The sequence below is a fragment of the Paenirhizobium cremeum genome (genome assembly GCF_022884085.1).
Classification (GTDB): Bacteria; Pseudomonadota; Alphaproteobacteria; order Rhizobiales; family Rhizobiaceae; genus Allorhizobium; species Allorhizobium cremeum.
Map to the genome: position 1 here is coordinate 85,553 of NZ_JAGGCS010000014.1, position 20,919 is coordinate 106,471.

Genomic DNA, 20,919 nt, shown 5'->3' on the forward strand with positions numbered 1-20,919 from the left:
AGCAAAGGACACGGGGAGACGTTGGATGTCCAAGGGGATTTTTGCATTTCCGGCAGCGCCGGAGCGGGCATTGGCGCTTGGGGAAATCCATGCGCGGCCCTATGCGCTGGTCAAGTCCTCGCGCGTCATCTTCCAGCTTGCCTTCATGATGGATGGGGGTTCAGGTGTGCATCACAGTGTCCTGACGGAGGTTTCGCGGGCCCGCGGTATCGCCCCGCCCGACAAGAACGCCCGCCATCACGCCATGCCCTGGGGACAGGGAACGCTGCGCTGGGAGCGCCACACAGAATTCTCCACATGGTTCTGGGACGGGCCGCTGCCGGAGAAATTCGGCGGGGAAGTTCCCTTTCATCCGTTCGGCGACGGTTTTACGGCACCGGGGCTTCTGATGTCCGGCATCCGACTGGAAATCCGGCCGGAAAGCCCGGAAACGGATGAGGCGATGACCACCTTCGACCCGGCCAGCCTCTGTTACAGCCACCTGAAGAACGGGCAGGCTTCCGTGCTGACAGACTTCCGCCAGGACGGCGACGGGCTGACCCGCATCCTCCTGATCGACCGGAGCCTGACGGAAGCGGGGCGTGGCGCGCTCGTCCAGCGCCTGCTCGACATCGAGACATACAGGACGCTTGCCATGCTTGGCCTGCCGCTGGCGCAGACGCTTTCGCCCGATATCCGGCGCATTGAGGACGGTCTCACCGCCGTCACCCAGCAGATGAAGGTGCGGGCGCGCGCCGAAGCGGACAGCATCCTTGCCGATATCACCCGGCTTGCCGCCGAACTCGAAGCCAATGCGGCGCTCAGCCTCTATCGGTTCGGCGCCAGCCGCGCCTATGACGGCATCGTGGGCGAGCGCATCAAGACGCTCGATGAAACGCCGGTGCCCGGTTACGAGACGCTCGGTTCCTTCCTGGAGCGGCGGCTTGCGCCCGCCATGCGCACCTGCCAGTCGGTCGAGGAACGGCAGGCGAACCTCTCGCGGAAACTGTCGCGGGCGACGGGTCTTGTCAGAAGCTGGATCGACGTGGAGCTGGAGCGACAGAACTCCGACCTTTTGAACACCATGAACCGGCGCGCCGAAATGCAGCTTCGCCTGCAGCAGACCGTCGAAGGCCTGTCGGTGGCGGCAATCTCCTATTACATCGTCGGTCTCGTCGGCTATGCGGCGAAGGCGATCGATCACGATCTTCTTCCGGTCGATCCCGCCGTCGTCACCGGCATTTCCGTGCCTTTCGCCGTGCTCGGCGTCTGGTGGGTGGTGCGGCGCATCCGCAAGAGCCATTTGGAGGGGCATTAGGTCCTTCTTCCGCCAGGCTCCCGGCCACAGGAAGAATGAACGGAGAGCCTCGGCGGAGATTTTTTCTCACCCGATGGAACATTCCCCCGTTTTGCGCGTTCGTTTCCCGTTCTTGCGAAACGTAATTGCTCAGTAGGGGTTTCATATGGTGCTGGATGTTCACGAGACGCCGCGCATTGCGCTGGTCTCAACCCATGGCTATGTCGCCGCCCACCCGCCGCTTGGCGCCGCCGATACCGGCGGACAGGTCGTCTATGTGCTGGAACTGGCGAAGAAGCTGGCGCAGCTCGGCCACAAGGTGGATATTTATACCCGCCGTTTCGAGGACCAGCCGGAAATCGACGTCGTCGACGACGACGTCCGGGTGATCCGCATCCCCTGCGGCGGACGCGATTTCATCCCCAAGGAATATCTCCACCGCCATCTCAACGAATGGAACGAGAAGGCGCTACGCTATATCCGCCGGGAGGGGCTTTCCTACCTCTTCATCAACAGCCATTACTGGGATGCAGGGGTGGCCGGCCAGCGGCTCTCCGAAGCGCTCAATATTCCGCATATCCACACACCGCATTCGCTCGGCCTCTGGAAAAAGCGGCAGATGGAGACCGACTATCCGGAACGCGCAGACAAATTCGAGCTGGAGTTCAATTTCAAGGAACGCATCCAGCACGAGCTGATCGTCTACCGAAGCTGTCAGTTGGTGATCGCAACGACGCCGATCCAGCTCGACATGCTGATCGAGGATTACGGGCTCGGCCGCAACCGTGTGCACATGATCCCGCCGGGTTACGATGACAACCGTTTCTACCCCGTGTCCGAATCCTCGCGCCAGATGATCCGCAACCGGCTCGGCTTTTCCGGCAAGACCGTTCTCGCGCTCGGGCGTCTTGCAACCAACAAGGGTTACGACCTGCTGATCGACGGCTTTTCGGTGCTGGCGGAGCGCGTGCCCGAGGCACGGCTGCGGCTGGCGCTCGGCGGCGAGAACATGGACCCGCAGGAAACCGCCATCCTTCAGAAACTCAAGGATCAGGTTGCGGCGCTCGGCCTTTCGGATCGCGTCGAATTCTCCAGCTTCATTCCGGACGAGGATCTGCCCGACTACTATCGCGCAGCCGATCTCTTCGTGCTGTCGAGCCGTTACGAACCTTTTGGCATGACCGCCGTCGAGGCCATGGCGAGCGGCACGCCGACCGTCGTCACCATCCATGGTGGGCTGTTCAGGGCGGTAAGCTATGGCCGCCACGCGCTGTTCGCCGACCCCTTCGACCGCGAGGATCTCGGCATCACCATGATGAAGCCGTTCAAGCATCCGCGGCTTTACGGTCGGCTTTCGCGCATGGGCGCCCACAAGGCGCGCAGTCTTTTCACCTGGACCGGCATTGCCCAGCAACTCGTGGCGCTGGTGGAAGGGCGCCCGGTGGCGCAGGCTCTCGACGAGGCCGACTGGGCCGAGCCCTGGAACGACGGCGACTGACATGCGTGTCCGCCTGTTCTCCGCCGACCTGGATGGCACGCTCGCCGGCGACCGCGAGGCGTCACGACGCTTCACCCGCTTTTGGGCGGGACTTGGCGCCGACCGGCGGCCGTTATTGGTCTACAATAGCGGGCGGCTGATCGATGACCTTCTCGCTTTCGTCGAGGAGGAGGAACTGCCCAGGGCGGATATCGCGATCGGAGGTGTCGGCACCATGCTTGCCGCAAATGGGCTGCCGGATATCGGCCACGCCTATGCCGAGGCGCTGGCCGCCTACGGCTATGACGCCCTAAAGATCGAGAGGCTGGTTGCCGACCATCCCGGCATACGCCGCCAGCCGGACCGCTACCAGCACCGGTTCAAATCGAGCTGGTACCTCCATGACGCCGGCAAACAGGAGCTCGACGATATCAGGCGGCGGCTGAGCAAGGCGGGACTGGCGGTGCAGATCGTCTATTCGAGCAGCCGCGATCTCGACATCCTGCCGGCCAATGCCGACAAGGGCGCAGCGCTCGGCTGGCTCTGCCGAAGGCTTGGTGTGGCCCCGGACGAGGTGGTTGTCGCCGGGGACACCGACAACGACCGCAGCATGTTCCTGATGGAAGGCGTGCGCGGTATCATTCCGGCAAACGGCCTGGCCGAGCTGAAGTCCCTCGCCAGCGACCGAAATGCCGCAATTTTCAACGCCCGAAAACCGACCGCCGACGGCGTGATCGAGGGGCTCATGCACTGGCGCGTCGGCGAGGTCGATGCGAAAACCGACCATCGCGGCGCCTCGGCCCAAACTTAGCCGGGACTTGCCCCTAGTAGCGCTTGACGCGCATGTTCCCTTCCCCACCTATTAGGGTGAGTTTTGTCGCAATGATTCTCCTTTCTGTCAAAAAGGTGACATTTTCAGCGACAACAGAATGCAAGAGAACGGCAGAGAATCGAGGTGTCCGGTCCATTGACCATTGTCAGTCGTATAGCCAAAGAGGTGCAGCTCATGCTGCGGCGTCCGCCGAGACAGCAATATGCAGCAATCTGCTACCGCCTGCGCAAGAAACAGGCGGAACCCGAGGTGTTGCTTCTGACAAGCCGCGATACCGGACGGTGGGTCATCCCGAAGGGCTGGCCCATGGCGGGCAAGAAAAGCTATGCGGTCGCAGAGCGCGAAGCCTATGAGGAAGCCGGCGTAAAGGGCAAGGTTTCCGAGGAACCCATCGGCCATTACGACTACCACAAGGGTATGGACGGCGGGCTGAAGATCCTTTGCCGGGTCCAGGTGCACACGCTCGAGGTCAAGAACGTCCTCAAGGATTTCCCGGAAAAGGGCATGCGGCGCAGCGAGTGGGTGAACTGCGAAGAGGCGGCCGCGCGGGTTCGGGAACCGGAACTGAAGGTGCTGTTCCACAAATTCGCCCAGCAATTTTCCGGCGCCGCCGCGCCCACGGTCTCCCAGGCCGGCGAATAGTCAGACTGTCACAAAACTGTCATATTGAATTGGCCGGCCTTTGCTAATAGCAACGGTGAAAAGACGCCTTGCGCGCACGACAAAAGGCTCTTTCACGGGGAACGAAGAAGCAGGCTGCAGGACGAGGCTTTCGCCCATATTCACACGGACGGCCTGCCGCCAGAAAGGAACGACATCGACCGATGGCCAAGGCACCGCCAACGCTCGTCAAGCCGACGCTCGACAAGGATCTCGACAAGGTCACCTATGTCGAGCAGGCGACGCAACAGGTGTCGCGACGGATCGTTCCCCTCGGCATCGGCCTGCTCTTCCTTGTGGTCGCCACCCTCCTTTCCGGCGCCTATGTCACCGGCCAGCCGGGCTCTGCCCTGGTGATCGCGGCCTCCGCCATCGGCGCCTACATGGCGATGAACATCGGTGCGAACGACGTCACCAACAATGTCGGCGCGGCCGTGGGTTCGCGGGCCATTCCGCTTGCCGGCGCGCTGGCGCTTGCCGCGGTCTGCGAGATTGCCGGCGCCATGATCGCGGGCGGCAACGTCATCTCGACCATCTCGGAAGGCATCCTCGCTCCCGACAGCATCGAGGTGCCGCAAGCCTTCTCCTTCGCCATGATGTCCGCGCTCCTTGCCGCGGCTCTCTGGATCAACATCGCCACCTGGGCGAATGCGCCGGTCTCCACCACCCACTCGATCGTCGGAGCCGTCATGGGCGCCGGTGTCGCGGCCGGCGGATTTTCCGCCGTCGACTGGGGTTCGCTGGTCGGCATCACGGCGAGCTGGATGCTGTCGCCGCTGCTCGGGGGTGCAATCGCCGCGCTGATCCTTTACTTCATCGAGGAATTCATCACCTATCGCGAGGACAAGATCGCTGCCGCCCGACGCTGGGTGCCGGTGCTGATCGGGATCATGACGGGCGCCTTCGCCACCTATCTCACGATCAAGGGCATCGGTCAGGTATTCGACGTGGAAAGCACCGAGGCATTGCTGCTCGGCCTTACCTGCGGCCTTGTCGCCTGGATCGGCAGCATTCCGCTGATCCGTTTCCAATCGGACGGACTGGAAAACCGCAACCAGTCGCTGCGCAAGCTCTTCCGCCTGCCGCTCGTCTTCTCCGCGGCGCTGCTCTCCTTCGCCCATGGGGCCAACGACGTGGCCAATGCGATCGGTCCGGTGGTCGCCATTGTGCATGCAACGCGGGCGCAGGAAATCGCCGCCGCCATCGCGGCGCCGTCCTGGGTGACGGCCATCGGCGCCTTCGGCATCTCGATGGGCCTCCTTCTCTATGGCCCGCGCCTCATCCGCCTCGTTGGCGAGCAGATCACAAAGCTCAATCCGATGCGGGCTTACTGCGTATCGTTGTCGGCGGCGATCACGGTCATCCTCGCCTCCTGGTTCGGCCTTCCGGTAAGCTCGACGCACATCGCGGTCGGCGCCGTCTTCGGCGTGGGTTTCTTCCGCGAATGGTACACCAGGCATTCACAACGGCGCGTCGAATACATGCGGATGAAGGCGAGCCACTGGGAGATCGAGGATACGCGCGAACGCGACCCGGACGAGACACGCCGCCGCCTGCTCGTGCGCCGATCGCACCTGCTCAGCATCATCGCGGCATGGAGCATCACGCTTCCGGTCTCGGCGCTACTTGCGGCATTCATCTACTGGGTTATGTTCCAGCTCTTTCTGTAAGCAACGGAACGAGATATGCGCGCGAATTACCGGATGCAGCGACTGTTCGTCGAAAGCGATATCAGGCCCGATCGCGGCTTCGAGGCGACATCCGACCAGTTCAACTACCTCGCCAACGTCCTGCGGCTGACCGAGGATGCCGAGATCCTTGTATTCAACGGTCGCGATGGAGAATGGAAGACGAAGCTTACCTTTCCATCGCGAAAGAAGATCGTTCTTCTTCCCGTCGAGCAGACTCGTCCGCAACCCGAGGAATGCGATCTGCATTTCCTCTTTGCGCCGCTCAAGGTCGGTCGCATGGACTATCTGGTGCAGAAGGCGGTGGAGATGGGGGCAGGCCGGCTGCAGCCGGTGATGACCCAGCACGTACAGGGCAAGATCACCAGTCTCGAACGGCTTCAGGCCAATGCCGTCGAGGCCGCCGAGCAATGCGGTATCCTCGCCATTCCGAGAGTTGCCGAGCCGCAGCGGCTGAAGGACCTGCTTGAACGCTGGCCGGCGGAACGCCGGATCATCTATTGCGACGAAGACAGTTCCACTCAGAACCCCCTGCCGGGACTTGCCGGCATCGAGGAAAGGCAGCTCGCGGTGCTGGTCGGCCCGGAAGGCGGTTTCTCGGAGGAGGAACGCGCGTTGCTTCGCGGCCTGCCCTTCGTGACCGCCATTCCGCTCGGGCCCCGTATCCTCAGAGCCGACACGGCGGCCGTCGCAGCGCTTGCCGTGGTGCAGGCCGCGATCGGCGACTGGCGATAACATGACGAAACGCAAGTACGAGACGCAGACGGTATCGCGGATCTATTTTTTTGAGCAGCCGTTGAGAGATTTTTTCTTGCGCCGTCCTGAAATCCAGTCCAATCACCTTGCCCAATGGACCGGTGCGCGTGCCGGCAAGACCCGATAAGGTTTACTCGATGGCTCGTGATACCACCGACCATACCCCCCTCACCTCGGTTGAGGAAATGGCCGAATACCTTGCCTCCGGCAACAAGCCGAAGGAAGCGTTCCGGATCGGGACGGAACACGAGAAATTCGTCTTCTTCCGGGCGGATAACGCGCCCGTCCCCTATTTCGGCGAGGCCAGCATTTCCGCATTGCTGAAGGGCATGCAGCAAAAGCTCGGCTGGGAACCGATCATGGACGGCGAGAACATCATCGGCCTCGGCGAGCCCACAGGCATGGGTGCGATCTCCATCGAGCCCGGCGGCCAGTTCGAACTGTCCGGCGCGCCGCTCGAGACGATCCATGAAACCTGCGTCGAATCGAACCGGCATCTTGCGACCCTGCGCGAAATCGCCGAGCCGATGGGCATCCGTTTTCTCGGCATCGGCGGCAGTCCGAAGTGGACCCTTGCAGAAACGCCGCGCATGCCGAAGTCGCGCTACGAGATCATGACGCGCTACATGCCCAAGGTCGGCAGCCACGGCCTCGACATGATGTATCGCACCTGCACCATCCAGGTGAACCTCGACTTCTCCTCGGAAGCCGACATGCGCCGCAAGATGCGCGTCGGCATGAGGCTGCAGCCGCTGGCGACTGCGCTGTTTGCCTCCTCCCCCTTCACCGAGGGCAAGCCGAACGGACTGCTTTCCTGGCGCGGTGAAATCTGGCGCGACACCGACAACGCCCGCGCCGGCATCCTGCCCTTCTCACTCTCCGACGATTTCGGTTTCGGCGACTATGTGGAATGGGCGCTCGACGTGCCCATGTATTTTGTGGTTCGCGACGGACGCTACCATGATTGCACCCACATCACCTTCCGCCAGTTCATGGCCGGCGCGCTGAAGGGCGAACTGACCGAATGGGAACCGACACTCGGGGACTGGACGAACCACCTGTCGACGCTGTTCCCCGATGTGCGGCTGAAGCGCTTCCTCGAAATGCGTGGCGCCGATGGCGGCCCCTGGCGCCGCATCTGTGCGCTGCCGGCCTTCTGGGTCGGCCTGCTTTATGACGAAGGCGCGCTCGAGGCCGCCGATGAATTGACGCGCGAATGGGATTTCGCGGCGGTGAACGCGCTGCGCGACGCCGTTCCGGTTCAGGGGCTGAAGGTGGAGATTGCCGGCCGTAGCCTTTTCGACGTGGCGCGCGACGTGGTCGGCCTTTCGAGCCAGGGCCTGAAAGCCCGGGCGCGGCTGAACGGCGAAGGCCAGGACGAAAGCATCTTCCTCAACTCGCTCGAGGAGGTTCTGGCCAAGAAGACGACACTCGCGGAGGATCTGCTTTCGCTCTATCACGGACGCTGGAACGGCGAGATCGATCGCGTATTCGAGGAATTCCAGTACTGATCCTTTCGCCGCCCCTCCCCGGCGGCGACATGACGCATGCAAATGGCGGCCTTCACGGCGAAAATAGCTGTGGCCCCGTTGCGGCTTCGGCAAAAACCGGTTTTCGACTGTCATTTTCCCGCTATAGTGGCTGCAATGCGTTGAAAGCACGGGGGAACGACGCCGATGTTGCCACTTTTCGAGATGATGCTGCAGGCGCAGAACGGCATGGCGATGGAAGCCATGGCCAAGCAGTTCAATCTGGCGCAGGAGCAGGCGGCGAAAGCGGTTGCGGCCCTGATGCCGGCGTTTTCCTCGGGCTTCAAGCGGAACGTCACCAACCCTTATGACTTTTCCGCGCTGTTCGGCGCCATGGCCTCCGGCAATTATGCCAAGTATTTCGAGGACATGAGCAAAGCGTTTACGCCGCAGGGCATCGACGACGGCAATCAGGTGCTGGAAAAGCTCTTCGGCTCCAAAGAGGTTTCGCGGGCTATCGCCGCGCAGGCCGCGCAGTTCACGGGCATCGGCCAGGATATCCTGAAGCAGATGATGCCGGCGATGGCCGACACAATCATGGGCGGCCTGTTCAAGCAGACCACCGGACAGTTGACGGACACCAACATCTTTGCGGGAACCCCGATGGGGGCGATGATCCAGCAATGGCTGGAAAGCACGGGATTCCAGCCCAAGGCGCAGCCCAAGCCGCAACCGAACCTCTTCGACAATCCCTTCACCCGCGCCTTCCAGGAGATGATGGGCGCGGCCGCGCCGAAGCCCCAGCCAGCACCGACCGCCGCCAACCCCTTCTTCGACAATCCCTTCGCCAAGGCTTTTCAGGACATGATAGCCGGCATGCAGGGCGGTGGCGAGGCGCCGGCAGCCAAGCCGCAGGCCGGAACGGCCAAGCCGCAGGAGGAGCCGCAGCCGACATCGCAGGCGACCGCCAACCTCAACGAGATGATAAACGTCATGTTCGACAGCGGGCTTGAGGTGCAGAAAAGCTATCAGAAGAGCATGGAACAGATCTTCGACAGCTATCTCGCTGCTTCCAAGACGCCGACGCCCGAGGCTTCCCCGGACGCTCCCAAGGGCTAAGACCGTTTCTAGCCTGTCGAATGGCTGGAAAGACCGAAAACCGCATTGGAGCCACGCGACGGCAAGCGGCCAAGCGTCATAGTGACCACGTTCATGACGGGCAGAAGGCCGCTCTTTTCCAGATACTGACGGAAGAGGCCGTACTCCACACGGGTATCCACACGCACAAAACTGCCCGGAAGACCTGTCAGAAAGGCTTCGACCAGCGCGACAGCATCGACTTCCTTTTCCGCGATGATCGGGCCGATCAGATGGCCGCGGCCGAATTGACGCCGCATGGCAAAGCCACGAATCCGGCCCCTCCGTTCGATGACCATTGTCTCAGACACACGCCAGAGTTCAAGCAGCAGGGCGCTGCGGTCCACCCCATGGGCATCGGCGTCACAATCAAAAATCTGCGGCAAATCCGTCGCCTCGGCGGGACGGGTTCGGGTTTTCGAGGCCGATATCGGACCAACGATACCCTGATGCTGAAACACCGGGCCGGTGACAAGTGCGCCGAGCGACCGATAGAACGGAACGGAATCGTTGCATGCATTGAGGAAGGCGGGGCGATCTTCGGTACGCTCGACGATATTGGCCATCAGGCAAGTCGCCAGACCCTCAAGCTTCAGGCGCGGGTGGGCAATGACCATGCCGACAGCCGATACATCGCCGCCCAGGGTGAAGTACATGGCAGAGCCGTGAACGCGGCCACTTTCGTCGACAGCCACGATACCGTTGCCGGCAGCCAGGTTCACGCCCCAGTCGGACTTCCTGTGCGGCCATCCGATGCTGGCCGAAAGGGCATGCAGCCCATCGAGATGCTCGGCCTTCATCTCCATCTGCAGGAGATCGTAGCTTTCCAGATTTACCAACGGCACGGTCATGACGGCTGCTACTCACGGATCATGGTTTCTTTATCCGCGCGATGCTAAATTGTAGAGCCGAGAGCGCAAGTCCAAAACATCATTCGCGGGCTTTGGGACCGGCCGATCTTCCCGTTCCGGTCCGGCACGGTGTTTCCGTCAGGGGGCCGCAGCGACCCCATCCTCGCGGCCGCTGCCTCACGATATCCGGCATGAGACTCCATATCGGCGCCGAGAGGCGAGACCAGGTCCCGCATCCCGCCATAAAGGGCTCAAAACTCTTCCCAGCTGTCATCCTTGCCCTTGGGCGAGGAAAGCGCCTTGCCCACGCCGGAGGAGAGCTTGTCCAGAAGCGCTCGCGCGGGCGAGGCCACCGAACGGGCCGGCGTGTTTGCCGAGGCGAGGCGCAGCTTGGCCGCTGGCTTCTGAGCGACCGGCGCGGGCGCTGCCGTCTCCGTGCGGGCGAAGCGGGTTTCCCGCACGTCCGCGAAACGCTGCTCCGACGGCATGACGCCCTTTTCGACGGTGAACTGACCGACCAGGCCCATCAGCATTTCCGTATCGCGCGAAAGTGCCGTCATCTCGGCATTGGTCTGCTCGGCGGCGCGGGCGTTCTGCTGGGTGACGTCCTCCATGCGGCCGACGGCGGAGTTGATTTCCTTGAGCGTCGTCGACTGTTCGCGGGCCGCGCTCGCGATCGAGTGGATATGATCGCCGATCTCGACCACCTGCCCGGCAATGTCGGACAACACGTTGCCGGCATCGCGAACGAGCCCGACGCCACTCGACACCTCCTCGCCCGACTTGGTGATGAGCGCCTTGATGTCCTTGGCAGCGTTGGCGGAACGCTGGGCGAGTTCGCGCACTTCCTGGGCGACGACGGCAAAGCCCTTGCCGGCCTCGCCGGCGCGGGCGGCTTCGACACCGGCGTTGAGCGCCAGAAGGTTGGTCTGGAAGGCGATCTCGTCGATCACATTGATGATCTTGGAAATCTCGCTCGATGCATTCTCGATGCGCTCCATGGCGTTCACCGCGCCGCTGACGATCTGGCTCGACCGATCGGAATTGGCGCGCGCCTGGCTTGCAAGCTCTGAGGCGTTTTCGGCTCGGTCGGAGGACTGGCGGANATTGATGATCTTGGAAATCTCGCTCGATGCATTCTCGATGCGCTCCATGGCGTTCACCGCGCCGCTGACGATCTGGCTCGACCGATCGGAATTGGCGCGCGCCTGGCTTGCAAGCTCTGAGGCGTTTTCGGCTCGGTCGGAGGACTGGCGGATGGCCTCCATGATCTGGCGGATGGAGGCCGAGGTCTGCTCGAGCGCGGCGGCCTGCTGCTCGGTTCGCTTGGAAAGGTCCGCCGTGGAGGAACCGACCTTGCCGCTCTTGCGGTTGATCTCGTTGACGTTGGAATGGACGGCGGAAACCGTGTGAGACAGGCGTTGCAGCGAGGCGTTGAAGTCGACGCGCAGGCGGTCGAGATTGCTCGAAAGCGGCCTGTCGATCACCGCCGTCAGGTCACCGCTCGCAAGTCTCTGAAGGGCCGCGCCGAGCACGTCGATCGCTTCCGTCAGTTCGGCCTGCTGGGCTGCCTTTTCGGCGTCGCGGGCGCGGCGTTCCTCCTCGCCCGCCGTGCGGCGGCGCTCGGCATCGTTTTCCAGCTCGCGCTTCTCGATTTCGGCGCGGCGGAAGACAGCTACCGAGCGCACCATGTCGCCGATCTCATCCTGGCGGTCCTCGCCCTGAAGTTCGATATCGGTGTTGCCGCCAGCGAGATCCTCCATGGACTTCACCAGGGAAGAGATCGGGCGGGTGAGCGTGCGCGAATAGAGGATCGCGACGACCGAGCCGATCAGGATCAGCAGCGCGCCGAAGGCGACCGAAACCAGCGTCGTCATGCGCAGGTTGGCGGCAATCTCATCCTCGCCGATCAGCGCGATCACGGCCCAATGCGTGCCCGCGAATTCCAGCGGAGAGGCCGCGGCATAGCTGGTCATCTCACGATAACCCTCGATCTTGCCGGTCATTTCCTGCCCTTCGACGGCAGCCTTGACCAGCGGGGAATCGACGACGATTGCCAGAGCGTCATTGCCCGCCGTGTGGACGCTGTCATTGATGACCTCGCCTCGGGTGCTGACGAGGATCGTCTCGCCCGTTTCGCCGAGGCCCTTCTTGTTAGCATACATTGTATTGAAGCGGGCATTCGGGAGCTGGTAGGCAAGTACGCCGATCGCGCGGCCGTTCTGCATGATCGGGGTGGCCATGAATGCGGCTGCGCTGCCCTTTGAAGGGGCGTAAGCTTCAAAGCCCGACATGGCGACCTCGTCGCCCTTCGCCTTGATCGCCTTCTGGAAGACGGCGGCAAGACCGCTATCCTTGTAGGGGCCGGTCAGCAGGTTGGTGCCGAAATCCCTTTGCTTCATCACGGTATAGACGATGGAGCCGGCAGGATTGATGACGTAGAGATCATGATAGCCGAGATCCTGGAGATGCTTCAGGAAAGCCGGGTGATACTGCTTGTGAGCGCGGTCGTAGGCATCCTTTTTCGCGGTATCGAGTTTGTACTTCTCGCCTTCCGGATTGGGGTTGCCGTCGATGTAGCGCGTCTGCAATTCCTTCGTCGGATCGTCTCCCAGGAAGTTCAGACCGCCGCTGAAGGCGAAGAGCGACTGCTGCGTGGTAAAGCTGGTCGATGTGGCCGAGAGATCGAGCCGGACGCTTTCCAGATATCCCCGCGCCTCGTTGCGCCGACCGTCGGCGGTCGCTTCCAGTTTCTGGTAAACCTGATCCGTGAGCGAACGGTGTTCGAGATAAAGATTGATGACCATGGAGGCCGACAGGCTTACCAGGGTGAAAAGAGCGGCAGCAACGGGCAGCTTGCGGGAAATGCGCATCTGAAAGGCTCCGTAAACAAGGCGGCATAGACCGAAATCAATCCGACTATCGGTGCCATATCAACGTTAGCAAGCCGTTACCGCCGCCTAAAACTTCGGCAAGTGCCGGCACAATCCACACAAAAAAAGCCCGGCGCGGAGCCTCCGTCGCCGGGCAAGTAAGCAGGGTTTATTGGCTATCACCCTGCGGGGATGTTGGGACCGGCCGCATCTGCGTCCGGTCAGGCATGGCTTCAATCGACAGGCAGACCTTGCAGGGCGCGGCGTGCGCGATTGCGCGCGGTCCGCGCCAGCTGCTGCGAAGGATCGTCCGCAATGCCGGAAATGCTGAGGATTTCGTTGAGCTCGGATCGGGAAAGCCCGATATCCCTCAACTGGAAATCGTCGAGATCGGCAAGGCAGTTCGCAGCGCGGCGATTGCGGATGGCACGCCAGACTGTCTCGATCGTCACGACCACACCCGTCAGACGCCGGGCAAGCGTCGGCCGCGGGGTGGCAATATCGAGTTCGATCATCCGGTCGGTCGTGCGCATGACAGTCTTCCTTTCGTTCGGCACGAGAAAAGGCGTCCCCGGCCGCACCGGCGGCAGAGGTCAACCCGAACCATTGGAGCGGCTTCAGAACCGTCTCCGACAAGCAGTGATTTGCAGGATGAGCATGTCGAAAGGCTATTGATCAGTCCAACGAATGTTTTTAATAGTTATCATCAAACGATCTGATGGATTTTTCCCATGTCAGCACCTCTCGATATCGACCAGCTTCAAACCTTCATAGCCATCGTGGACACCGGCAGCTTCACCAAGGCGGCGGGCCGGGTCTTCAAGACGCAATCGGCGGTCTCGATGCAGATGCGACGGCTGGAGGAGCGGATCGGCAAACAGCTCTTCATCAAGGACGGGCGCGGCAACCGGCTGACAGCGGAGGGCGACAAGCTTTTGAACTATGCCCGTCGGATCATCCGGCTGAACAGCGAGGCGATCGCAGCCTTCGATGACAATCGGCTGGAGGGAACGCTTCGTATCGGCACGCCCGACGACTATGCCGACCGCTACATGCCCGAGATCATCGGCCGTTTCGCCAAGACTCATCCCAATGTCGAACTCTACATCGTCTGCGAACCCTCGGCGGACCTCTCGGAAAAGATGGCGAAGGGCGAACTCGATATTGCGCTGGTCACCCACAACCCGTTGCTGCGCCAATCCGACGTGGTGCGGACGGAGCCGCTCTGCTGGGTCGCCTCGGCGAACCATCCGCTGAAGGACGATGCACCGGTGCCGCTTGCCGTGGGACGGCGCGACTGTCAGTGGCGCCAACTCGCCTGTTCCGCGCTCGATGCCGACGGACGCGAATACCAGATCCTGTTCACCAGCTGGTCATCGACCGTGGTTGCTTCCGCAGTGCTGGCCGGGATGGCCGTTTCCATCCTGCCGGAATCCGCGCTCAGGACCGGGATGAAGGTGCTCACGCAGGCGGACGGCTTTCCGCCGTTGCCGCCGGTCCAGATCGGCATCATGAAACGGCCCGGCGTTTCGAACTCGCTGATGAATGCGATTACCGACCACATCACCGCCTGCCTCGACAACATCACGCCGAATGCGGTGGAAGACGATCTGGACGGCGAGGTGAAAACCTATCAGCGCTATTATCCGCGGCTGCGCGCCGGCCACATGATCCCCGGCTGGTAAGGCCGGACCGGCAAAACAGGCGGCGCCCTTGCGCGACAGGCCCTAAGCCGCAAACTCGAAAAGGGTGCGGGCGCCCATGGATTTCCATTCGGCCATGTATTCCTGGGCGCTTGCCTCATCGCGCACCATCGCGAAGCGTACCAGCGCGCCGCTAAGGTAAAGCTGCATGTGAAGGCGCCTGCGGAAAACCGCGTGATGCTCCGGGGCGACAAGATGCTTGAGGGCTCCGAAGATGATTTCGGTCAGCCGCTCGAGATGGGCAATGTTGAGCTCCTGGAAATCGCGGTCGGTCATGCCGGCCATCCAGACGGGCAGATAGGTCCTGTCCGCACGGTAGATCCTATAGAATTCGTCGAGGAGCTGCGACAGCATTTCAATGGCCTGATCGACCGACCTCACGTCGGGAAATGCCTCGGAGGTCCGCTTCTGCACGATCGTCGTGTGACGGTCGTGGAAAGCCCTGATGATCGCAGCCTTCTCCGGAAAGAACTGGTAGAGGGAGCCGATCGGCACACCCGCGCGCGCGGCGATGTCGGTCATCTTGAGGTTGGCGACACCGTGTTCGGCGATGAGATCCACCGCCGCTTCCATGATCGCATCCAGACGCTGAATGCTGCGCTCCTGCTGCGGCTTCTTGCGTAGCTGAAGCCGGCTGCTGATCTTCCTTGAAGTCATTTACCTCGTCCCGGCCCGCCTCCGGCCAGTGCGGTCCAGCCTGCACTGTTCCCGGACCATCTGAGCATCGCCCTGAATTGAATTCAGCCTTACGGCGAAGAATGCTCTAGGGCGGTTGTATCGGCTTTCCCCTAAAAGAAAAGAAGGCATTTTAACCATGCCCGAAAAACAAGCCGGGACCGTCGCAAATTCACTGCAACGGTCCCGAATATCGCGGACCACAGGCCCTTCAGCGGGCCGGCATCCCAGGAGAAGCCGGCCACCTTTCGAACAGCCGTGGCTATCCGACGAGATCGAAACGATCCGCGTTCATCACTTTGGTCCATGCCGCCACGAAGTCGCGCACGAACTTCTCCTTATTGTCGTCCTGGGCGTAGACTTCCGCATAGGCGCGCAGGATGGAGTTCGAACCGAGCACGAGGTCCACGCGGGAGGCCGTGTACTTGGTCGCGCCGGTGTTGCGGTCGCGGATGTCATAAGAGTTGCTGCCGGTCGGGACCCAAGAATAGGCCATGTCCGTCAGCGTCGTGAAGAAGTCGGTGGTGAGCGCGCCGACGCGGTCGGTGAATACGCCTTGCTTCGAGTCACGATAATTGGCGCCGATCACCCGCAGACCGCCGATCAGAACCGTGAGTTCCGGAGCAGTGAGCCCCATCAACTGGGCGCGATCGAGCAACATTTCTTCTGGGCTGACAACATAGTCCTGCTTCTGCCAGTTACGGAAACCGTCGGCGAGCGGCTCAAGCACGGCGAAGCTGTCCACATCGGTTTGCTCGGCCGTGGCATCGCCACGCCCCGGCGAGAAGGGGACCTCGATATCGAACCCGGCGGCCTTTGCCGAGAGTTCGACACCGACATTGCCGGCAAGCACGATCACGTCGGCGATGCTCGCGCCGGTCTCTGCTGCAATGTCTTCAAGAACCGCCAGCACCTTCGCCAGACGCTCGGGCTCGTTGCCTTCCCAACCCTTCTGCGGGGCGAGGCGAATGCGAGCACCGTTTGCGCCACCGCGTTTATCGGAACCACGGAAGGTACGGGCACTGTCCCAAGCGGTGGCAACCATCTCACCGACGGTGAGGCCGCTGTTGATGATCTTCGCCTTGACCGCGACAACGTCGTAATCCGTGCGTCCGGCCGGGATCGGATCCTGCCAAATCAGGTCTTCGGCCGGGACATCCGGGCCGAAATAGCGTGACTTCGGACCGACGTCGCGATGGGTCAGCTTGAACCAAGCGCGGGCGAAGGCATCCGAGAAAGCGGCGAAGTCGTCCTTGAACCTCAGCGAAATCTCGCGATAGATCGGGTCGACCTTCAACGCCATGTCCGCGTCGGTCATCATCGGCATCACGCGGATCGAGGGATCCTCGACATCGACCGGCTTGTCCTCCTCGGCAATGGTGATCGGCGCCCACTGAGAGGCCCCGGCTGGGCTGTGCGTCAGCGTCCATTCATGCTTGAACAGCATCTCGAAGTAGCCGTTGTCCCACCTGGTCGGCTCCGCGGTCCAGGCGCCCTCGATGCCGGAGACGACGGTATCGCGGCCGATGCCGCGGCCCTTGGTGTTCATCCAGCCGAGACCCTGGAATTCCGGTCCTGCAGTTTCCGGATCGGGGCTCAGATTGGCGGCACTACCATTGCCATGGGACTTGCCGATCGTGTGACCGCCGGCGGTGAGCGCCACGGTTTCCTCGTCGTTCATGCCCATGCGGGCGAAGGTTTCGCGCATCTGCGCGGCGGTCGCCAGCGGATCGGACTTGCCGTTGACGCCTTCCGGATTGACGTAGATGAGGCCCATCTGCACGGCGGCCAGCGGGTTGGCCAATGTTTCCGGCTTGGTCACATCGCCATAGCGGCCGTCGCTCGGTGCCAACCATTCCTTTTCGTCACCCCAATAAGTGTCTTTTTCCGGGTGCCAGATGTCTTCGCGGCCGAAAGCGAAGCCGAAGGTCTTCAGACCGGCAACGTCATAGGCCATCGTGCCGGCGAGCGCGATCAGGTCTGCCCAGGAGATCTTGTTGCCGTATTTCTTCTTGATCGGCCACAGCAGGCGGCGGCCCTTGTCGGTATTGACGTTGTCCGGCCAGGAATTCAGCGGCGCGAAGCGCTGGTTGCCAGTGTTGGCGCCGCCACGACCGTCGGTGATGCGGTAGGAGCCGGCGGCGTGCCAAGTGACGCGGGCCATCATGCCGACATAGGAGCCCCAGTCGGCCGGCCACCACTCCTGGCTGTCCAGCATCAGCGCGCGAAGGTCGGCCTTTAGCGCCTCGACGTCAAGCTTCTTCAGCTCCTCGCGATAGTTGAAGCTCGGGCCGAGGGGATTGGTCTTGGTATCATGCTGATGCAGGATGTCGAGGTTTAGCGCGTTCGGCCACCAATCCATGACGGATTTGCCCATGGCGGTATTGCCGCCATGCATCACCGGACATTTGCCGGCGGGTTTGACATGCTCGTTCATTCTGGCCTCCTGTTTTCTGTGAACGTCTTGTGGGGTCACATTCGGCGAAAACATTGATAATCTCCAATTGTCTTTTCTGGAATTTTCAATAGGATATTCCTATCATGCTGACGATACGACAGATGCGCTATTTCGATGCCCTAGCCACAACCCTGCATTTCGGCCGGGCGGCCGAAATGGTGCATGTCAGCCAGCCGGCGCTATCGGCACAAATCATGGAAATGGAAAAGCATCTCGGCGTAAGGCTGATCGAGCGCACGCGCGCCAATACGCTGCTGACGGAGAAGGGGCTGGAGATTCTCGCCCACGTGCGTTCCATCCTTTCAAGCGTCGACAGGCTGGAAGAGGCCGCACGATACGGTTCCGGCACGCTCGACGGATTGCTGCGGCTCGGCATCATCCCGACGGTCGCGCCCTATCTCGTGCCGCAGTTGGTGCCATTCCTCAGGCGAGAGCATCCGCGCATCGAACTGGAACTGAAGGAAGCCGTCACCGACCGGCTCGTTGCAGACCTCGCCGAGGGCCGGCTCGACGCCATCATCGCGGCGCTGCCGATCGAGGTCGACAATGTCGTCGGCAAGTCGCTCTTCACCGACCGGTTCTACATGGCCATGGCCGATAACGAGAGCGACGTGCTTCTCTCGCCCCTTACGGAAACGCAGGTCAATCCGGAGCGGCTTCTGCTGCTGGAGGAAGGCCACTGCCTGCGCGATCAGGCGCTTGCCGTGTGCAAGGCCGCAAACAAGCGTAGCCTGGTCAACTTCGGCGCTACATCGATGACCACCCTGCTGCAGATGGTGTCGCATGACATGGGTCTGACACTGATCCCGGAGATGGCCGTCGATACGGAAACGGCGCGCACCGCGATCCGCATCGTTCCCTTCGCCGACCCGGCCCCGTCGCGCGAGATCGGCCTCGTCTGGAGACGCTCGAGCCCGCGCCGGCAAGATATGGAGGCACTCGCCGCGGCCATCGTTGCGAGCCGCGGCAAGCTCCGCGCGAGTGGGCGTGGTCACGAGGAGCCCGACGGCCTCCCGTCAGGCTCAGTTCATGAACCAGCCATGGCTGACGACGAGTGACTGCCCCGTCAGCGCATTGGTCTCGAAACCGGCAAACATCAGCGCGACCTCGGCGACGTCCTCGACCGTGGTGAATTCGCCATCCACGGTTTCGCCGAGCATCACCTTCCGGATCACGTCGTCCTCGGAAATGCCGAGTTCCTTCGCCTGTTCCGGGATCTGCTTGTCGACCAGCGGCGTCCGCACGAAACCGGGGCAGATGACGTTGGCTCGTATGCCGGACGAACCGCCTTCCTTGGCCACCACCCGCGCCAGCCCGAGCAATCCGTGCTTGGCGGTGACATAGGCCGATTTCAGCGGCGAGGCCTCGTGCGAATGCACTGACCCCATGTAGACGATGGCGCCACCTCCCTGGCTCTTCATGTGCGGGATGCAGGCTTTCGTGGTCAGGAAAGCTCCGTCGAGATGGATCGACAGCATCTTCTTCCAGTCGGCGAAGGGGAAATCCTCAATTCTGTGAACGATCTGGATGCCGGCATTCGACACCAGGACATCGACCCGTCCCCACTTCGCAACTGTCTTCGCCACGCCGGCATTGACCGCCGCCTCGTCCGTGACGTCCATGGCGATGCCGAATGCTTCGCCCGGGCCGATCGATGTTAGGGCCTCGGCCGCCGCCTGAGCCTGGTCTTCCTTCAGATCGGCGATGACGACCTTCGCGCCCTCTTCCACATAGCGTTTGGCGATGGCATGGCCGATGCCGCTGGCCGAGCCAGTGATGATGCAGACTTTACCCTTGAGCTTCATGGTCGTTCTCCTTATTGCCAGGTCTCGAGGCCGTGCGTCCTTGCGGGGCGCCGATACCGGACGGCGAGGCGTGGTATCAGCTCTTTCCGTGCCGCTCGTGGGCAAGGTCGAAAATCTGAATTCCGTCGCGCGGGCGGCCGCGGTTTTTCCACTTATCGTGATTGAGTGTGTGCATGACGTCGTCATAGCCTGCCGCCCAGTGCTCGGTGATCGAAGCCCGGGAAAACTCGGCATCCATGGCGTGCGTGGCAGAGGCCGCCCGCCGGTGGATGAGGTGCACGATCGTCACGTCGTATTCGACGCCGATAGACTTCAGAAGTCTGGCATCCTCGTCATCGGCAAATTCCGGCGGCAGTTTTTCAAGAAGCCGCTTGGCGGCGCGGCGAACGACCTGCTTGCGGGCGAAGTCGTCGGTATTCAGGCGCGTCCGGCTGGAATAGCGGATCTCCTTGATACGGCTCTCCGCCTCGAAGTGATCCTTGGGCATGGTCCCGCGGGCGCTGAAGAGGTCGATTTGGAAGATCTCCATGTTGCGCTCGGAGCCATTGATGGAGAGGACATATTGCAGCGGCGTGTTGGAGACGAGACCGCCATCCCAATAGTAACGGCCATCGATCTCCACCGGTGCGAATCCCGGCGGCAAAGCGCCCGAAGCGGCAACATGTCGAGCATCCAGCCTGTAGCGACGATTGTCGAAATAGGCGAAATTGCCTGACACGACCTCGACCGCGCCGAGACTAATACGGGTCCGACCACTGTTCAGAAGGTCGAAGTCGACCAGTTCCTCCAGTGTCTTGAGCAGGGGCTCCGTGTCGTAGAAACTGATGGCCGCGTCGCGATTGTAAAGGATCTGGTATGGCGTATAGAGGCGCGGCGAAAAGAAACCGGGTATGCCGGTGAGCGCCCCGGCCATCACCGAAATCTCGTTGGAGATACGGCGAAGATCGGCACCGTCATGGCCGAGCCCGAAGGTCAGGTTCGACGAAACCTTGTCCCAGAACGTCCGGAGATTTTCAACACGGCGTTCCTTTGGAGCTCCGGCGATCAGCGCGGCGTTCACGGCACCGATCGAAATACCGGCAACCCAGTCGGGGTCGATGTCATGTTCGTGTAGCGCCTCGTAGGCGCCCGCCTGGTAGGCGCCCAGCGCACCGCCACCTTGAAAAACAAAGACCTGTTCGCACTTGGAATTCGTCATGGTGCCCTGCAACTGTATTATTGCACTGCACCATAAAATAGGAAGTTCTGAACGGCTCGCC

18 protein-coding genes are annotated in these 20,919 nt (G+C 61.9%); 11 read left to right on the forward strand and 7 right to left on the reverse strand.

Annotated features, from left to right (window positions below):
* Window positions 1-25: 25 nt before the first annotated feature.
* From J5N58_RS21290 to J5N58_RS21330, 9 genes are all read left to right on the forward strand, one after another.
* Complete coding sequence (locus J5N58_RS21290) at window positions 26-1,297, forward strand: DUF3422 family protein (protein WP_112828327.1); 1,272 nt, start codon at window positions 26-28, stop codon at window positions 1,295-1,297.
* A gap of 145 nt (window positions 1,298-1,442) precedes the next feature.
* Window positions 1,443-2,774: a glycosyltransferase gene (locus tag J5N58_RS21295; RefSeq protein WP_112828328.1), complete on the forward strand. Its 1,332-nt coding sequence runs from the start codon at window positions 1,443-1,445 to the stop codon at window positions 2,772-2,774.
* A 1-nt stretch (window position 2,775) separates the two neighbouring features.
* Window positions 2,776-3,564 (forward strand): HAD-IIB family hydrolase, encoded by a 789-nt coding sequence (locus tag J5N58_RS21300; RefSeq protein ID WP_112828329.1) that lies wholly within the window; start codon window positions 2,776-2,778, stop codon window positions 3,562-3,564.
* Window positions 3,565-3,759: 195 nt separating this feature from the next.
* Window positions 3,760-4,227: an NUDIX hydrolase gene (locus J5N58_RS21305; RefSeq protein WP_162708201.1), complete on the forward strand. Its 468-nt coding sequence runs from the start codon at window positions 3,760-3,762 to the stop codon at window positions 4,225-4,227.
* Between the two features lie 182 nt (window positions 4,228-4,409).
* Window positions 4,410-5,915, forward strand: a complete 1,506-nt coding sequence (locus tag J5N58_RS21310; protein WP_112828331.1) for an inorganic phosphate transporter — start codon at window positions 4,410-4,412, stop codon at window positions 5,913-5,915.
* A gap of 15 nt (window positions 5,916-5,930) precedes the next feature.
* Complete coding sequence (locus J5N58_RS21315; protein ID WP_113439286.1) at window positions 5,931-6,668, forward strand: 16S rRNA (uracil(1498)-N(3))-methyltransferase; 738 nt, start codon at window positions 5,931-5,933, stop codon at window positions 6,666-6,668.
* A 1-nt stretch (window position 6,669) separates the two neighbouring features.
* Window positions 6,670-6,816: a hypothetical protein gene (locus J5N58_RS21320; protein ID WP_162708188.1), complete on the forward strand. Its 147-nt coding sequence runs from the start codon at window positions 6,670-6,672 to the stop codon at window positions 6,814-6,816.
* Window positions 6,817-6,826: 10 nt separating this feature from the next.
* Complete coding sequence (locus J5N58_RS21325) at window positions 6,827-8,200, forward strand: glutamate--cysteine ligase (protein ID WP_244712893.1); 1,374 nt, start codon at window positions 6,827-6,829, stop codon at window positions 8,198-8,200.
* 165 nt (window positions 8,201-8,365) lie between these two features.
* On the forward strand, window positions 8,366-9,277 hold the full coding sequence (locus J5N58_RS21330; protein WP_244712895.1) for a DUF937 domain-containing protein: 912 nt from the start codon (window positions 8,366-8,368) through the stop codon (window positions 9,275-9,277).
* A gap of 8 nt (window positions 9,278-9,285) precedes the next feature.
* Here the strand turns inward: J5N58_RS21330 and J5N58_RS21335 are convergent, their stop codons facing one another.
* The 3 genes from J5N58_RS21335 to J5N58_RS21345 all read right to left on the reverse strand — a co-directional run bounded on the left by J5N58_RS21335 (window position 9,286) and on the right by J5N58_RS21345 (window position 13,552).
* Window positions 9,286-10,146: a GNAT family N-acetyltransferase gene (locus tag J5N58_RS21335; protein ID WP_112828335.1), complete on the reverse strand. Its 861-nt coding sequence runs from the start codon at window positions 10,144-10,146 to the stop codon at window positions 9,286-9,288.
* Between the two features lie 251 nt (window positions 10,147-10,397).
* Window positions 10,398-13,019, reverse strand: coding sequence for a methyl-accepting chemotaxis protein (locus J5N58_RS21340; RefSeq protein ID WP_244712897.1), 2,622 nt, complete (start codon window positions 13,017-13,019; stop codon window positions 10,398-10,400).
* 233 nt (window positions 13,020-13,252) lie between these two features.
* A complete protein-coding gene (locus tag J5N58_RS21345) occupies window positions 13,253-13,552 on the reverse strand; it encodes a DUF1127 domain-containing protein (protein ID WP_244712906.1) in 300 nt (99 codons plus the stop codon).
* 198 nt (window positions 13,553-13,750) lie between these two features.
* Between J5N58_RS21345 and J5N58_RS21350 the strand changes: the two genes are divergently transcribed.
* Window positions 13,751-14,704 carry a LysR substrate-binding domain-containing protein gene (locus tag J5N58_RS21350; RefSeq protein ID WP_112828338.1) on the forward strand — a complete coding sequence of 318 codons (954 nt, stop codon included), beginning with the start codon at window positions 13,751-13,753 and terminating at the stop codon, window positions 14,702-14,704.
* Window positions 14,705-14,746: 42 nt separating this feature from the next.
* Here the strand turns inward: J5N58_RS21350 and J5N58_RS21355 are convergent, their stop codons facing one another.
* Window positions 14,747-15,379, reverse strand: a complete 633-nt coding sequence (locus J5N58_RS21355; protein WP_113339743.1) for a TetR/AcrR family transcriptional regulator — start codon at window positions 15,377-15,379, stop codon at window positions 14,747-14,749.
* Window positions 15,380-15,659: 280 nt separating this feature from the next.
* On the reverse strand, window positions 15,660-17,834 hold the full coding sequence (katG, locus tag J5N58_RS21360; protein ID WP_244712908.1) for a catalase/peroxidase HPI: 2,175 nt from the start codon (window positions 17,832-17,834) through the stop codon (window positions 15,660-15,662).
* 104 nt (window positions 17,835-17,938) lie between these two features.
* Between katG and J5N58_RS21365 the strand changes: the two genes are divergently transcribed.
* Complete coding sequence (locus tag J5N58_RS21365; RefSeq protein WP_113442122.1) at window positions 17,939-18,913, forward strand: hydrogen peroxide-inducible genes activator; 975 nt, start codon at window positions 17,939-17,941, stop codon at window positions 18,911-18,913.
* Here J5N58_RS21365 and J5N58_RS21370 read toward each other — a convergent pair.
* Together J5N58_RS21370 and J5N58_RS21375 are read right to left on the reverse strand one after the other, a co-directional pair.
* Window positions 18,878-19,660 carry a 3-hydroxybutyrate dehydrogenase gene (locus J5N58_RS21370; protein ID WP_112828342.1) on the reverse strand — a complete coding sequence of 261 codons (783 nt, stop codon included), beginning with the start codon at window positions 19,658-19,660 and terminating at the stop codon, window positions 18,878-18,880. The genes J5N58_RS21365 and J5N58_RS21370 overlap by 36 nt on opposite strands.
* Window positions 19,661-19,736: 76 nt before the next feature.
* Complete coding sequence (locus tag J5N58_RS21375) at window positions 19,737-20,858, reverse strand: DUF3734 domain-containing protein (RefSeq protein ID WP_112828343.1); 1,122 nt, start codon at window positions 20,856-20,858, stop codon at window positions 19,737-19,739.
* Between the last annotated feature and the right edge of the window lie 61 nt (window positions 20,859-20,919).